This is a genomic window from Pontibacter virosus (assembly GCF_003096355.1).
Taxonomy (GTDB): Bacteria; Bacteroidota; Bacteroidia; order Cytophagales; family Hymenobacteraceae; genus Pontibacter; species Pontibacter virosus.
This window is the reverse complement of the sequence record NZ_QEKI01000014.1, coordinates 24,688-39,804: the sequence shown is the minus strand read 5'-3', so window position 1 is coordinate 39,804 and position 15,117 is coordinate 24,688. Positions and strand designations below refer to the sequence as shown.

The window sequence follows — 15,117 nt, the reverse complement described above, 5'->3', positions numbered from 1 at the left end:
TAGTAGAGTTTAATCAATAGGCAAGGTATAAGTGTATCCTTTGTTATGTTGGTTTACAGGTATGATGAAAAACTCTTAGCGTACTCAGCCACAGCCTCCTGGCAAAAGTCAGCCTCCTGTCGGATGGACGGCAAACGGCGCAGCCCGGTATACTTGATGATAAAGTCCTCTGAAGTCTGGTTTTCCTCTCCATTGAAGATAATGCCCGCCACCGGCACCTTACGGTAACGCAGTACTTCGGCTGTGAGCAAGGTATGGTTGATGCTGCCCAGGTAGTTTCTTGAAACTAAGATCACCTCTAAGCCCAGTTGCTGCACCAGGTCTAACACCAGGTAGCGTTTATTCAACGGAACCATCAGACCGCCTGCTCCCTCTACGATCAGGTTGTTCTGTGTCTCCGGCAGCTTCAGGCCGTGCACATCAATTTCGATGCCTTCGGCCGCTGCTGCTTTATGCGGAGAGGCGGCCATTTTGAGGCGATAGGCTTCGGGGTGAAACACGGATTTTTCATTAGAAACCAGACTTTTGACCATGTCTGTGTCGGTGAAGTCCAGGCCGCCCGCCTGCACGGGTTTCCAGTAATCGGCTTGCAGGGCTTCGGTGAGAATGGCTGCGGCAACTGTTTTGCCAACGTCCGTTCCGATGCCTGTTACAAAATATCTTTTCATGTACCTTTCGCTATGGCCTGCACGAGGCCGTCAATTTCTTCTTCTCTATTATAGGCATGTACGATCACGCGGAGCCGCTCTGTACCGACAGGTACAGTAGGGGGCAGCACGGGGCGCACATCAAATCCAGCTAGTTGCAGGGCAGCCGCCAGCGCCTTAAGTTGCTTAGACTGTTGCGGGAAAACAGATAGGATCACACTGTCTTCCGGGGTGCAGCGTATGCCGCTAAGTTTGTTCAGTTTGTGGTACAGTCGAGCTGCTAGTTGCTGCACGCGCTCACGCTCCGGCACGAGTTCGGGCAACAGGGCATACGCACACTTTAGGGCCACCAGCGCATGCGTCGGCAGACCTGTTGTGTAAATGAATGCTCTACTATAGTTTATCAAAAAGTCGCGCAATACCTTCGGGCCAACGACGGCCGCCCCATGGGCACCCATGGCTTTTCCGTAAGTGATGACTTGTGCAAACACTTGGTCCTGCAGCCCAAGGGCCACCGTTAATCCTTCTCCATTCGGGCCATAAAGACCAACAGCATGCGCCTCGTCCACAATCAAAGCTGCTCCGAGTTCGTTACATACCTGAGCCAGCTGCCGCAGGGGAGCCTTGTCGCCATCCATCGAGTAGACCGACTCCACCACCACGTATACCTGCCCGGTTGCATGTTTCAACTTCTGGCGCAGGTCCTCCACACTGTTGTGGCGGAAGGCATAGGTTTTGGCAAAGCTCAGGCGAAGACCGTCTTTCATGGAGGCATGGCTTACCTCGTCATAAAACACGGTGTCGCCGCGCTGCGGCAGGGCAGACAATAACCCCACATTGGCCGCATAGCCCGAGTTGAAAAGCAGCGCCGACTCCCCCTTGTGGTAGGACGCGATGATGCCTTCCAACTCTTCAAAAAGGCCGTGGTTGCCGGATAGCAGTCGGGAGCCTGTCGCTCCCAAAGGTAGATGTCTATAGTGCACCTCTTCCTTGTAGATGAGTGCCCGCAATTTCTCACTGCGAGCAAGGCCGAGGTAGTCGTTGGAGCAAAAGTCAATGAGCCCGGCAGTGGTTTTGAGTTCTCGCAAGTTGCCCTGCGCCACCCGCTCCGCCAGCTTCTGCTGTAGTTTATTTTTCAGGACATCAGACATTGGTAAGAACTCAGTTTTCTGATTTCAATATAAGATTAATGTCTTGATGTCTTGTTTAATACGAGATTAAAATTAGCTCTTTTGAAGATTCATTTCCTTCTCTTCTCCAAGATGAAATTTTCTCCATGTGAAATCGCCTCTCGAGAGGGGCAGGGGTGTGTTATAGCCTCTGCCTAATTCCCCTAAACCAAGATCCTTCCAGGATGACAGAAAGGAATGTAGTAGAATTTTAGCCTCTTTTGACGTGGGATGCCAGTTAAGAAATCCTTAACAAACGTGCTGCGCTTCTTCCTTGAAAGACTTCCGCGGTGTCAGACCCAACAGATCGAACATTGCCTTGTCAGCGTCGAAGTCAGGGTTTGGAGTTGTCAGTAGTTTCTCTCCCGTGAAGATGGAGTTGGCGCCGGCCAGGAAGCAAAGGGCCTGATCGGTCACGCTCATGCGCTCACGACCTGCTGACAGACGTACCATCGTTTTTGGCATCAGGATACGGGCCGTCGCGATCATGCGCACCATTTCCCACACGGTAACCAGCGGCTGGTTCTCCAGCGGCGTTCCTTTTACCGGTACCAGTGCATTTACGGGAACAGATTCCGGGTGCTGCACGAGTGTAGACAAAGTATGGAGCATGCCAATACGATCTTCGTCTGTTTCTCCCAAACCGATAATGCCACCCGAGCATACCGATATACCTGCCTTGCGCACGTTATCGATCGTATTCAGACGGTCGTCGTAGGTACGGGTTGTGATGATGTTGGAGTAGTTCTCCTCAGAGGTGTCAAGGTTGTGGTTGTAGGCGTACAGACCGGCTTCTTTCAGCTTCTCGGCCTGGTACTCGTTCACCATACCCAGGGTACAGCATACTTCCAGCCCCATCTCGTTCACACCCTTCACCATGTCGAGCACCTTGTCGAAGTCGCGGTTGTCGCGCACTTCGCGCCAGGCCGCGCCCATGCAGAAACGGGTAGAGCCGCCGTCTTTGGCACGCTGCGCTGCCGTGAGCACCTGCTCCTGGCTCAACAGTTTGTGCACATCCACACCTGTATGGAAACGAGCCGCTTGCGGACAATAAGAACAGTCTTCCGGACAGCCACCTGTTTTCACTGACAATAAGGTACATACCTGCACCTCGCCAGTAGCCTTGTGCTGCTTGTGCACATTGGCAGCTTCTACAATCAGTTCCAAAACCGGTTTGTAGTAAATCGCTTTGATCTCCTCTGGTGTCCAGTCGTTTCGAATGGCTGCGTTTTGTCCGTCTTGCATCATGTTGGCTCGTGTTTGGATGACGAAGATAATTTGAAGATTTAGGAATAAAAAATCAAGCCTGGGGGTATGTTTGGTGGATAACTTGTTAACTATTTAAGCTGCAGCATTATTTCTGTGGAAAAAATGGTTTGTTAATTTGTTGGGAAGCGTGATTTGTTGGGTTAGGGTTGGAACACAGGTTTGGCTGGGCAGATTGACCGGGTCTGTTCGCTTATTCTGATGACTTGCATTCCACGCGCATGAAAACAGATAACGTGTTTTTTAGGTATACCTGAATCTGTTAATTGTATCGTACTGATCTGCCTGACAATCTATGCATCTGACTTCTACTTCTCCCAAGACCACACCCTTTTCTCTTTCTCCTGAAAATGTGCTCCGGAAGCTAGCCATCATTATTTTCGTGTTGCTGCTGGCAGATATTGCCGGGATTATTCTGGATAGTGTATTGCAGTATGACTCCAGATTGACGCGGATACTGATGTATTATTTTACCTTCAATGGCGAGAGTAACATCCCCGCTTTTTTCTCTTCGGTGATGTTGTTAGCTGCCAGCGGACTCCTCTTTTTGATTCACCGGCAACATAAACACACTGCACAGGATGGCTATACCCGCCACTGGTTTATACTGGGGTGCATCTTCCTGTTCATGGCCATCGATGAGAATACGCAGATACACGAGCGGGTGGCGGATTTTGTGCGACCTCGCCTGGCAACCGACCTGTCAGGTATGCTGCACTGGGCCTGGGTGGTGCCTTATGGTGTGCTCACGCTTGTTGTGGTGGCTTATTTTCTGCGTTTCGTGCTCCGGCTGCCTGTCTATACCCGTAACCTGATCCTGCTGTCTGGCGCGCTCTTCGTAACAGGCGCACTGGGGCTAGAGTTTTTTGAAGGCTACTTGTACAAGCGCTACGGCATTGACCACCTGTACAACCGCATCCTTTACTGCCTGGAGGAGCTGATGGAAATGTCCGGAGTAGCGCTGTTCATCTATACCTTACTCAATTACCTGGCCAGGTATGGCACCCAGATCGTGCTGGCTCCTAAGGACAGCGAAGCATAATATTCGTACCTTTGCAGGTATACGGGCATTTGCCTAAGACTTCATACCTGAATTTATGTCATTCTCCTCACTGGGCCTTTCTGCGCCACTTCTTCGTTCCATCCAGGCCCAAGGCTATACCGCGCCCTATCCTATACAGACGCAGGCTATACCTGCCATTCTGAAAGGGAAGGACCTGTTAGGTATAGCGCAAACAGGTTCCGGCAAGACGGCCAGTTTTGCGCTGCCTATTCTGGAGCTATACCAGCAGAAGCAGGCAGGCCGCAACCGCTATGTGCGCACGCTGGTGCTGGTGCCGACCCGCGAACTGGCGGTGCAGATCGAAGAGGTATTCCGTGCTTTCGGCAGAGAATTGGACAGACCGGTGAAGACGCTGGCGGTGTATGGTGGCATCTCCATCAATCCGCAGATGATGAAGCTGAGCGGCACCGATGTGCTGGTTGCCACGCCTGGCCGCCTCCTCGACCTGATCGAGCACAAAGCGGTGCACCTTTCGGAAGTGGAAACGCTGGTGCTGGACGAGGCCGACAAAATGCTGAATCTGGGATTTCAGGAGGAGGTGAATAAGCTGCTTGCTATGCTGCCTGCCCGGCGACAGACCCTCTTGTTCTCGGCCACGCTGAGCCAGGATGTGGAAGATCTGATAGCGAGACTACTGACTGACCCCGTGCGCGTGACGGTGCAGGAAGAAGCAACGGTGCCGGAGTTGATCAAGCAAGTGGCCTACCAGGTGGATGCCGAGAAGAAAGGGCCTTTGCTGCGCTACCTCATCCGCCAGCACGACATGCAACAGGTGCTGGTGTTTGCCTCTTCTATCCGGACGGCCGAAAATGTGGTGGGCAAACTAAAGAAGCATGGGATAGAAGCCGCTGCTTTTCATGGTGACAGGAGCCAGGGTGGTAGAACGGAGGCGCTTCGTCAATTCAAAGCAGGCAAATTGCGCGTATTGGTTGCCACCGACCTTGCCTCCCGGGGTATAGACATCAAGTTCCTGCCTTATGTGATCAACTACGAGCTTCCTCGCTCCCCGAAAGACTACGTGCACCGCATTGGGCGCACAGGCCGCGCAGAAGCTTCCGGCGAAGCCATTTCGCTGATCACGACAGAAGATGCGCACCACTTCAAGATTATCCAGAAAAAAATGGGCGTGAGAGTGGAGATCCTGCCAACCGACGAAATCGATCTACAAGGGCAGTAAGGTATAGGAAGGTATAGCGTATAGTGCGAGCGAACTTTATACCTTAGGAATATTTTATCCCTTCTTCAGCAAATGGCTCACGTCGCCGGCCCTGAACCAGCGATAGCCGTAGGCCTCCATTGTAATGTAATGCTTCCCTTTGTCATCCGCCTCGCTTTCGTAGTTCACCATCAGGTCGATCAGTTTCTGCTCTTTCCCCTGCTTGTCTTTCTTTTCCAGTTTCAGGTCGAGTATCACCTCGTGTGCTTTCTCGTCGAAGTTGTGCAGGATGATCAGTGAACTTCCCTGCCAACTATAGTGCAGACAAAGTATTTTCGGTTTATTCGTTTTTAGTATCTGCCAGTCCCCGAAGCCGATCTCTGTGCACTCCTGTCGCAGGCGAATCAGGGCGGTCATCCAATTGAGGAGCGAGTCAGGGTCGCGGCGTTGGTTCTCGACGTTGATGTGATGGTAGGAGTAAGGGCCTTTGTCGATAACGGGGTGCACCAGTTTGTCGGCGGTAGAGAAGCCAGCCTGGTAATCATCCGTCCACTGCATGGGGGTGCGCACCGCGTCGCGTTCCTTTAGGCTGAGATCATCACCCATCCCAATTTCGTCGCCGTATCGGATAACCGGAGTGCCTGGCAGCGAAAACATCAGGCTGTAGGCCAGTTCGCTGTGCTGCCTGTTGCCCAGCATCGTGGAAAGGCGGCGGCGTATACCCCGATCGTAAAGCTGCATGTCATCATCCGGCGCAAAACGGGCAAACACTTCTTCGCGCTGTTCGTCTGTCAGGCGACCAAGGTCCAGCTCATCGTGGTTGCGCAGGAAGTGCGCCCATTGCACCGTCGGGAAATCGGTGCGCGTTGCCTCCAGCGCTTCAACCAGGGGTTCAATATTAGACGTGGCCAATGCATAGAACATGTGCTGGTTTACATAGAAATTGAACATCATGTGGATGCCATTTCCCTCTTCGCCAAAATACTTTTTATTTTCTTCGGGCATTACGTTGGCTTCGCCCAGTAAGATGGCTTCGCCGCGCCGCCACTGCACAAAGCGCCGCATCTCGCGCAGGTAGTCAAAGTTAAGTTCGTGCTTGCTTGTGTTCGGCTCCGGCGACTCAATCATAAAAGGCACGGCATCTACCCGGAAGCCTGCTATACCTAGCTCCAGCCAAAAACCGATGATGCGTTTGATCTCTGCCCGCACTTCCGGATTGTCCCAGTTGAGGTCGGGCTGGAAATCGTGAAAACGGTGGAAATACCAGGCCTTGGCCTTTTTGTCGTAGCTCCAGGTGGAGTCCTGCACGCCCGGAAACACCATGCCTTCGTTCCAGTCAGACGGCTTTGCTTTGTTCCAGACGTACCAGTCGCGGTGCCTGGCGTTTTCGCTGCTGCGGGCATCCTGAAACCAGGGGTGCTGGTCGGAGGTATGGTTCACCACAAGGTCGATGATGACCTTGATGCCACGCTTATTGGCCTGGTGCATGAACTCCACGAAGTTTCCGCTGGAGCCATGCCTGGGGTCAACGCCATAATAGTCTGAGATATCGTAGCCATTGTCTTTGTTGGGAGTGGGCTGAAAAGGAGCAAGCCAGATGCAGTCTATCCCCATCGCATTCAGGTAATCGAGGCGGCGGGCAAGCCCTTCGAAGTCGCCCACACCGTCACCGTTCAGGTCCATGAAGGTTTCGAGATCGAGACTGTAGATGATGGAATTCTTATACCATAGTTCCTCCAGCATAGCGAATAGGTTTTGGTTGGTTAAAACTTGATTCGTCTATACGGGAGAAGGTAGGCAAAAGTCGGAGTGAGGTGCGAAAGTAGAAGAGGAGCCTAGTGCTTTTTGCGGGCCAGCCAGTCGCTGTAGCGCATCTCAAATTTGATCTCGGAACGGCTGTGTATGCCTGTCTCGCGCCAGCCCTGGCGGCGGTAAAAATGCTCGGCCCTGGTACCGGGGTCTGTGCCCAGCCAGAGGATTTTTGTAGTTTGTTGGAAGTACCAGTCAAGCATAATACGGTGCAGTTGCTTGCCTATACCTTGGCCCTCAAACTCAGGCAGCAGAAACAAAGCCCAAACATTGTGCTCCTGCAAATCAACAATGGAAAATCCTACGATCTGGTTATCCACTTCACACACCCAGCCTTTGCCACGCTTGGTCAGGTATCGCGCACAGAGTTCGTCCGTGACCTTTGTCGGGTCGGAGAGGATGTTTTCCTTTACCGAGTGGCGGATAATCTGGAGTTGGGGTATGTCCAAGGTTGTGGCTTCGCGGAAGAGCATATCAGGTATAAGCTTTTATTTTAAGCTTGAAAATAAACAAAAAATCCCCCACTCTCTCAAGCGGGGGATCCTATACCTGTATTTATACCTTACTTCTCCTTTTCCTCCACTACCTCACCGTTGCGGTAAAGTCGGGTCTTGTATACCTTACCGTCTTCGTTGTGGTACTTCCAGGTACCGGTGGCTCTGTTGTTGCGGTGCTGACCGGTTACTTCCACTTTGCCGTCCTCGAAATATTGCTTGTAAGGGCCAAACCGCAGACCATCCTTGTAGCTCGTCTCCGATTTGAGTTTGCCGCTTTCATAGAACTCCTGACTGCTCACGATTTTGCCATTGGCCTTATCGTAGGTATACTTCGCTTTGGCCTGGCCATTTTCATAGTAGACAATGCGTTCGCCTGTCAGCTTGTTAGCGTTGTAGGCTTCCGCCACTTCCACTTTTTTGCCCGGAGCATCGTAGTAGATTTTCCAGTTGCCGGTGCGCAGCTTGTTTTTGTATTGCTCTTCGGCTTTTATGTTGCCGGAAGGGTAGTAGGTCGTGATCTTACGGTCGTCGCCGTTGTTGCTGTATTGCCCTTCTTCTTTCAGCTTGCCGTCTTCGAAGTATATCTGCGAGAGCCCCTGTACCTGCCCATTGCGGTAGTTGATCATGCTACGCAGGTTGCCGTTCTCGAAGAAAGCCTTGGATGGTCCGTGCATTTTGCCGGACACGAAGCTGCCCTCTGTGCTGAGTTTGCCGCTGCGGTAGTAGCTCTTGAATGTGCCGTTTCGCTGACCCGCTACATTGATTACCTCTGTTTCGAGCTGGCCATTGTCGAAGTAGGTTTTGTAGGAGCCTTCCAGCATACCGTTGCGGTAAGTGGCATCAGTCTCAAGATTTCCATTCTCAAAGTAGGTTTTGGCAGGGCCATTCTGTTGACTGTTTCTGTAGGTAATCTCCGATTTAAGCTTGCCATTCGGGTAAAACTCTCGCACCAATCCCTCCGGGAAACCATTCACAAAGGAAGTCTCCTTGCGCACTTTACCATCGGCGTAGAAAGTCTTGAACACGTCGCTTTGCTGGTCCTTGTCGTAGCTGCCCTCCTGTAACAAGCGTCCGTCTGGGTGAAATGCCTTGAAAGGGCCCTGTTTCTGGTCCTGCACGTAGGTTACCTGCATGCGGGGCTGTCCGTTTTGGTAGTACTCCGTGAACACACTGTCCTTTTTGCCCTCCACGAACTTCGCAAAAGCTTCCCGCTCGCCGGTTGGGTAGTAGCGGTTGTAGTAGCCCACAATAGCCGAGTCAGGCGTCATGTGGTAGACCTCTTTCACGGTAGTCATAGACTCGTCGTGGTAGGTGACCACCTTGCGGGTAGATTGTCCGAAAGCCACCGAGCTCAAAAGTATAATGGCAAACAAGGTTGAAAACAATTTCGACATGGGTACTAAAATATCTGTCTGGTTAATGTGGTATAAAACTATACCTGTTTTTTGGTGATCTCCTTTGCCACTAGCTTCATAAACGGGTCGGAGTCTCTCACGTATTTCTGGGCAAGTTCAACTGCCTTGGCTCGGTTCACTTTGCTCAAACTCAGCAATGCACGGCGTATCACATACTTGTCGGGCTCGCTGTTGATCAGGTGCAGGAGCATCTTCTCACGGCCCTCTACCTCAACGTGCCCAAGCAATTCAGCCATTTGCCATCTGGCTTGGGGCTGGTTCGAGTACACCGCTTTTCTGACAAAACGGAGCTTGTCTTCCAGTTTCTCCTCCACGCTCTTCAGCACCACACCGGCTTCGTTGTCGATGGCCAGGGCATGCACGAGTAGCTGTGCCACATCATGGTTAAACTCGGTGTTGAGTTTTCCCAACGCCTCATTGGCGGCCTTGTACATGGCTTCCCAGTTAGGGTACTCGGCTTCCCACTCACCTAATCCTCTTTCCTCGTTATAAGTGTCGGGCGTCATGTTGGCCCACTCCCAGAAGTTGGCCAGTTCAGTTTCTAGTGACATAGTATTCTAAAATGCATCAACATCAAAAGTAGGGCAAACAGTTTAATCTGTAGCCAAGGTATAAAAAAGAAGCCTTACGAAATAACGTAAGGCTTCATGCAATAAATATACCGCAAAGCGGAGATTACATTTTCTCGATCACGAGGGCAGAAGCACCGCCACCGCCGTTGCAGATACCGGTCACACCGATCTTGCCGCCTTTTTTGTCGAGCACGTTGCAAAGCGTGGTCACGATACGGGCACCGGAAGCGCCTAGTGGGTGACCCAACGATACGGCACCACCAAACACGTTCACGTTGCCGCCTTCCAGACCAAGTTTCTGGTTGTTAGCGATCGATACTACTGAGAAGGCTTCATTGATCTCGTAGAAGTCTACTTCCTCAGGCGATACGCCGGCGTTTTTCAAAGCCTTTGGTATAGCCAAAGATGGTGTCGTTGTGAACCAGATCGGATCCTGCTCTGCATCAGCGAAACCGCGGATCTTCGCGATTGGCTTCACACCCAGTTCTTCTGCTTTCTCTTTGCTCATCAACAACAGGGCAGCGGCACCGTCGTTCAGGGTAGAGGCGTTGGCAGCCGTCACCGTACCTGCCTTGTCAAACACAGGGCGCAAGCCGGCTATTTTATCGAAGCTTACTTTCTTGTACTCTTCGTCTTCTGATACCACGATCGGGTCTTTTCCACGCTGCGGAATCTCCACCGGCACGATCTCGTCTTTCATCATACCTGCCTCAGCGGCAGCGGCTGATTTTTTGTAAGACTGCGTCGCGTATTCGTCCTGCATTTCACGGGTGATTTTCATCTCACGGGCTGTGTTCTCAGCGGCGTTACCCATGTGGAAGTCGTTGTATACATCCCACAAGCCGTCTTTTAGCAGGCCATCCGTCATCTGACCGTGACCCAGCTTAGCGCCGAAACGGGCTTTGTCCAGGTAGAAAGGTACGTTCGACATGCTTTCCATGCCACCCGCCACGATGATGTCTTTGTGGCCCAGCATAATAGCCTGCGCCGCAAACATGATCGCCTTCGTGCCTGATGCGCATACCTTGTTCACAGTCGTACACTCCACTTCGTAACCCAGACCAGCTTTCACGGCAGCCTGACGGGCAGGAGCCTGACCTACGTTTGCCGACAGCACGTTGCCCATGATCACTTCCTGAACCAGGCTCTTGTCAACACCGGCTTTCTCCAGCGCACCTTTAATAGCAGCTGCACCGAGTTCCGTAGCAGAAAGGCTGGCTAAAGTGCCGCCAAAGCTTCCGATCGGGGTACGAACAGCTGAAATAATATATACTTCTTTCGTTTGCATAGGATTGTGTCTAATAGTTTTATAGTGTGAAATTATCAGGATTCAAGCTGAAAACCAAACAATCGTTAGGTAAATGGCTTGCTAAAGGCTTAATAGTTTAATTGTTAAATTGTTATGTCTAAAAGGATGACGTAGGATGCACATTAATGTTGCTACGGAACCATCTGCCTTTAAACCTACCTTATAGAGTAGCCTCTAAGGGTATAACGCGAGCAGGTACAAAATAATTTGTACATTTAGAGAACCAATCAAAACCGCTAACCGATAGCCAAACCTTTTACAATGAAGAAATTCTTATTGTTGATGGCGTTGTTCGGAGCCGGCCTTATTCAGGCGCAGGCACAACAGCAAGCCAGCAAAAACCCACTCACCCACGACGTATACGACAGCTGGAAAGGCGTAGCCGGAGACAAGCTCTCCAACAACGGCCAGTACGTGCTTTTTAACGTCGATCCGCAGGAAGGCGATGGCGCCCTCTACATCCGAAACTACGCCAGCAAGGCCATGCGGGAGTTTGCCCGTGGTACCAAGGCGGAGTTCACCAACGACAGCCGCTACGCCGTTTTCCAAATCAAGCCGGAGTATAACAAGGTGCGTGCGCTTAAGCTGAAAAAGAAAAAAGGCGATGACCTGCCGAAAGACTCACTGGCCATTGTGGCGCTGGAGAACATGAACGTGGTGAAAGTGCCGCACGTGAAATCTTTTAAGCTGCCCAAAGAAGGAAGCAATTGGGTAGCTTATCAACTCGAGAAGCCGGTTCCGGCGAAAAAGGAGACAGCTAAGAAAGAGGAGGCCAAAACGGAGCCCGTTATACTTGAGACTCCGAAAACCGAACCTGCCAAAACAGCTGCCGCTAAACCCGCTGCCAAACCAAAGCAAAAGAAATCGGAAGGCACAGAGCTGGTGCTGCGTAACCTTCAGGACGGGCAAGAGCATCGCTTCAACCGCGTGGTGGATTACGTGTTCTCTGAAAAGGGCAACATGCTTTACTTCGTGAAGGACGAACTCGACTCACTGCACAAGGCTGGGGTATACGCCTTCAACATAGCTGACCTCAAGGTAATGCCGATCGATACGGGTAAGGTGACTTACACAGGCATCAGCACCGACAAAGCAGGCGAGCAACTGGCCTATGTGGCGAGTACTGACACGGTAGGAGCGGAGCTGCGCTATTTCAACCTCTACCACTGGAATAGAAAGGACAATAAAGCCATCACGCTGGCCGACACGGTAACCAAAGGGATGCCAAAGGCCTGGATGGTGAGTGAGCACGGTAACCTGCGCTTTTCAGAAGACGGTCGTCGTTTGTTCTTCGGCACTTTCCCGCGCCCGACCCGCTTCGAAAAAGACACTACTAAACTCGAGGAGGAGAAGGTGAGCCTCGATATCTGGGGTTACAAAGATCCGCTGATCCAGCCGATGCAGCTCAAACAGCTGAACCGTGACCAGAAGCGCTCCTTCCTGGCCATGTACGACCTGCGCGGTAAGAAGATGCAGCAGCTCGCCACCCTCGAAATGCCCGACGTATACCTGGACGCCTACGGTCAGTCAGACGTGGCCCTGGGGGTGAGCGACGAGAAGTATAAAGTAACCATCGGCTACGACACCCCGACCCGCAAGGACGCCTACCTGATCGACCTGAAAAAGGGAACAGCAAAGCAGGTACTGAAAGAAACAAGAGGCTATCCGCGTTTGTCGCCGCAGGGACAGTACGTGTACTGGTACGAACCAACCGACAGCAGCTGGCACGCCATGACCACTAAAGGCGGCGCCAACATCAACCTGACCAAGCGCATCGGTTTGCCATTTTATGAAGAGGACAACGACGTGCCGGCCTTACCGGGCTCGTACGGAGCAGCAGGCTGGATAGAGAAGGATAACGCCTTTCTGGTGTACGACCGGTTCGACATTTGGAAACTGGACCCAAGCGGTAAAAAAGCCCCTGAGAACCTGACCGACAAGTATGGCCGCACAAACAAGCTTCGCCTGCGCTACGAGCAGCTCGACAGCGAAGAGAAGTTTATACCTGCCGAGGCGACGCTATACCTAAGCGCTTTTAATTATACCGACAAGTCAAGCGGTTTCTTCCGCGATTACGTGAGCAAAACAGCTCAGCCGGAGAAACTGGTGATGACGCCGCACGGCTATACCTCGTTTAAGAAAGCCAAAAACAGCGACCGTATCACGTTCCGCCGTGGCTCTTTCCGCGAGTACAACGACCTCTATACCACTGATCTGAGCTTTGCCAATGTGGAGAAACTGAGCGATGCTAATCCGCAGATGAAGGACTACCTCTGGGGAAGCGTGGAACTGGTAAGCTGGAAATCAACAGACGGTATTCCTTTGGAAGGCCTCCTGTACAAGCCGGAGAACTTCGATCCTAAAAAGAAATACCCGATGATGGTGTATTTCTACGAGCGCTCTTCTGACGGTATGCACAACCACCGTATACCTGCGCCAAGTGCCTCTACCATCAACATCCCGTACTTTGTGAGCAACAACTACCTCGTGTTCGTGCCCGACATTGTATATACCGAGGGCTATCCGGGCGAGAGCGCCATGGACTGCATCATTCCGGGTGTGCAAAGCATCGTGGCGCAAGGCTTCGTAGATGATAAGAACATGGCTTTACAAGGGCAGAGCTGGGGTGGTTATCAGATCGCCTATATGGTTACCCGCACCAACATGTTCAAGGCTGCGATGGCCGGAGCGCCGGTGTCGAACATGACGAGTGCCTATGGCGGTATCCGCTGGGGCACGGGCCTGAGCCGTCAGTTCCAGTACGAGCGCACGCAGAGCCGCATTGGCGGCACGCTGTGGGAGAAGCCTATGCAGTTTATTGAGAACTCGCCGCTCTTCTTCGCTGACCGCGTGAAGACACCTTTGCTGATCATGCACAACGACCAGGACGGGGCTGTGCCGTGGTACCAGGGCATCGAGTTCTTCATGGCGCTACGTCGTTTGGAAAAGCCAGTATGGATGCTCGTGTACAATGGCGAAGACCACAACCTGGTGCAGCGCAAAAACCGCAAAGATTTGTCGGTGCGCATGTCGCAGTTCTTCGACCACTACCTCAAAGGCGCTCCGGCTCCGAAGTGGATGGACCAGGGCGTGCCGACCTTGCTCAAAGGCAAAGACTACGGCTTTGAACTGACCGAGCCGCAGGTTTCGTCTGCGCCGAAGGAGTAACTCTGACCAATAATCATAAAAAAGGGGAGCAGCCAACTGGCTGCTCCCCTTTTTGTTTAAAACATCCTGCAGGTTATTTTTTCCCCTTGCCATTGTTCATAACCTTGATCTGACCACAAGCTACAGGTATAGTGGCGTCGTATACGCCATCTACATACATGCCGTGCAGTACGATAACGTTATTCTGCAATGATCTAACCACTCTTGAAATGCCATAGTCATTCATGAAGTTGACCATACCTGCTGCGTCAGCTGTTGGATATGGAGTTAGGGCAACCAGTACTGGCCCGTAAAACGGTACGCCTTCCACCAGGCTGATCAAGCCATCACCATCTTTATCAGCAGACATAGGCGGACAAACTGCATTTTTATTATTGTCCGTAAAGCCGTGTATGTGCTGCATGTGCTCCATGTTAGGTGTCAGGCCTGAAGCCTCTAAATTCACATCGATCATATCACCATTCAAATCTATGGTCGCCGTACCATTAACGCCTGAATTGTTCAGTTCCATCAAGTGCACCGTGTACGTTTTATTAAGGTTCATAGAGTTTGTCTGATGTGCTTCGTCTATACCCTGTGCCGCCAAGCCTGCGTCAGGTGCTACATCAGCCTGCTCACAGGCATTGAAAGAAAAAAGAATGGCAGCAACTGCTACAAAGGCGGATGTTTTCTGGATAAATTTTTTCATAATTTTATTGAATTATTTTTAGTGTGATATATACGTTCTATAATTGATGAACTGTAGAATTGTTCAGGAACGAGGTGGGGAGGAGCCAATTTTTTGTGTTAACGGCTACAAATAACTAGTGAATGGAAAATCCAGTTTCTTGAAACAGCCTAACAGGTAAGACTATGAGTATGTTATAAAAGATATATCCTAAAGTTTAGTAATGGAGAAATTTAGAAAGGTATAGGAGGCTTTTTTACCCCTACAACTCTGAAATTGCAAAGCCACTATATTTGGAGGTCGAATGAAAACCAAAGGGGGCGCCATCAACTGTTGCTGCACATATTTCCTGACTTCATGATCAGTAGCGCACCAACCG

12 protein-coding genes are annotated in these 15,117 nt (G+C 51.4%); 3 read left to right on the top strand and 9 right to left on the bottom strand.

The window, feature by feature from the left end; all coding sequences use genetic code 11:
- Positions 1-53: 53 nt before the first annotated feature.
- The 3 genes from bioD to bioB form a co-directional block, all read right to left on the bottom strand.
- Positions 54-668 carry a dethiobiotin synthase gene (bioD, locus tag C8E01_RS16960; RefSeq protein WP_116544654.1) on the bottom strand — a complete coding sequence of 205 codons (615 nt, stop codon included), beginning with the start codon at positions 666-668 and terminating at the stop codon, positions 54-56.
- Positions 665-1,798, bottom strand: coding sequence for an aminotransferase class I/II-fold pyridoxal phosphate-dependent enzyme (locus C8E01_RS16955; RefSeq protein WP_116544653.1), 1,134 nt, complete (start codon positions 1,796-1,798; stop codon positions 665-667). Before C8E01_RS16955 ends, bioD begins: the two co-directional genes overlap by 4 nt.
- A 267-nt stretch (positions 1,799-2,065) precedes the next feature.
- Positions 2,066-3,064, bottom strand: a complete 999-nt coding sequence (gene bioB / locus C8E01_RS16950) for a biotin synthase BioB (protein WP_116544652.1) — start codon at positions 3,062-3,064, stop codon at positions 2,066-2,068.
- A gap of 313 nt (positions 3,065-3,377) precedes the next feature.
- On the opposite strand from bioB, the gene C8E01_RS16945 reads away from it, so the two are divergent.
- Positions 3,378-4,124, top strand: coding sequence for a multidrug transporter (locus C8E01_RS16945; protein ID WP_116544651.1), 747 nt, complete (start codon positions 3,378-3,380; stop codon positions 4,122-4,124).
- 55 nt (positions 4,125-4,179) lie between these two features.
- Positions 4,180-5,322, top strand: coding sequence for a DEAD/DEAH box helicase (locus C8E01_RS16940; RefSeq protein ID WP_116544650.1), 1,143 nt, complete (start codon positions 4,180-4,182; stop codon positions 5,320-5,322).
- Positions 5,323-5,376: 54 nt separating this feature from the next.
- Here the strand turns inward: C8E01_RS16940 and C8E01_RS16935 are convergent, their stop codons facing one another.
- From C8E01_RS16935 to C8E01_RS16915, 5 genes are all read right to left on the bottom strand, one after another.
- Complete coding sequence (locus tag C8E01_RS16935; protein WP_116544649.1) at positions 5,377-7,044, bottom strand: alpha-amylase family protein; 1,668 nt, start codon at positions 7,042-7,044, stop codon at positions 5,377-5,379.
- Between the two features lie 92 nt (positions 7,045-7,136).
- Positions 7,137-7,583 (bottom strand): GNAT family N-acetyltransferase, encoded by a 447-nt coding sequence (locus C8E01_RS16930; RefSeq protein ID WP_116544648.1) that lies wholly within the window; start codon positions 7,581-7,583, stop codon positions 7,137-7,139.
- Between the two features lie 89 nt (positions 7,584-7,672).
- Positions 7,673-9,001 carry a toxin-antitoxin system YwqK family antitoxin gene (locus C8E01_RS16925; RefSeq protein ID WP_116544647.1) on the bottom strand — a complete coding sequence of 443 codons (1,329 nt, stop codon included), beginning with the start codon at positions 8,999-9,001 and terminating at the stop codon, positions 7,673-7,675.
- A gap of 38 nt (positions 9,002-9,039) precedes the next feature.
- Positions 9,040-9,573, bottom strand: a complete 534-nt coding sequence (locus tag C8E01_RS16920) for a HEAT repeat domain-containing protein (RefSeq protein WP_116544646.1) — start codon at positions 9,571-9,573, stop codon at positions 9,040-9,042.
- A gap of 124 nt (positions 9,574-9,697) precedes the next feature.
- A complete protein-coding gene (locus C8E01_RS16915; RefSeq protein ID WP_116544645.1) occupies positions 9,698-10,882 on the bottom strand; it encodes an acetyl-CoA C-acyltransferase in 1,185 nt (394 codons plus the stop codon).
- 282 nt (positions 10,883-11,164) lie between these two features.
- On the opposite strand from C8E01_RS16915, the gene C8E01_RS16910 reads away from it, so the two are divergent.
- Entirely contained in the window at positions 11,165-14,071 is a 2,907-nt protein-coding gene (locus C8E01_RS16910; protein WP_116544644.1) for a S9 family peptidase, read from the top strand.
- Between the two features lie 73 nt (positions 14,072-14,144).
- Here the strand turns inward: C8E01_RS16910 and C8E01_RS16905 are convergent, their stop codons facing one another.
- Positions 14,145-14,759 carry a hypothetical protein gene (locus C8E01_RS16905; RefSeq protein WP_116544643.1) on the bottom strand — a complete coding sequence of 205 codons (615 nt, stop codon included), beginning with the start codon at positions 14,757-14,759 and terminating at the stop codon, positions 14,145-14,147.
- Positions 14,760-15,117 lie beyond the last annotated feature (358 nt).

Coding starts and splice junctions, on each gene's coding strand:
- bioD (WP_116544654.1), bottom strand. CDS start 668: ATGAAAAGATATTTTGTAACAGGCATCGGAACGGACGTTGGCAAAACA.
- C8E01_RS16955 (WP_116544653.1), bottom strand. CDS start 1,798: ATGTCTGATGTCCTGAAAAATAAACTACAGCAGAAGCTGGCGGAGCGG.
- bioB (WP_116544652.1), bottom strand. CDS start 3,064: ATGATGCAAGACGGACAAAACGCAGCCATTCGAAACGACTGGACACCA.
- C8E01_RS16945 (WP_116544651.1), top strand. CDS start 3,378: ATGCATCTGACTTCTACTTCTCCCAAGACCACACCCTTTTCTCTTTCT.
- C8E01_RS16940 (WP_116544650.1), top strand. CDS start 4,180: ATGTCATTCTCCTCACTGGGCCTTTCTGCGCCACTTCTTCGTTCCATC.
- C8E01_RS16935 (WP_116544649.1), bottom strand. CDS start 7,044: ATGCTGGAGGAACTATGGTATAAGAATTCCATCATCTACAGTCTCGAT.
- C8E01_RS16930 (WP_116544648.1), bottom strand. CDS start 7,583: ATGCTCTTCCGCGAAGCCACAACCTTGGACATACCCCAACTCCAGATT.
- C8E01_RS16925 (WP_116544647.1), bottom strand. CDS start 9,001: ATGTCGAAATTGTTTTCAACCTTGTTTGCCATTATACTTTTGAGCTCG.
- C8E01_RS16920 (WP_116544646.1), bottom strand. CDS start 9,573: ATGTCACTAGAAACTGAACTGGCCAACTTCTGGGAGTGGGCCAACATG.
- C8E01_RS16915 (WP_116544645.1), bottom strand. CDS start 10,882: ATGCAAACGAAAGAAGTATATATTATTTCAGCTGTTCGTACCCCGATC.
- C8E01_RS16910 (WP_116544644.1), top strand. CDS start 11,165: ATGAAGAAATTCTTATTGTTGATGGCGTTGTTCGGAGCCGGCCTTATT.
- C8E01_RS16905 (WP_116544643.1), bottom strand. CDS start 14,759: ATGAAAAAATTTATCCAGAAAACATCCGCCTTTGTAGCAGTTGCTGCC.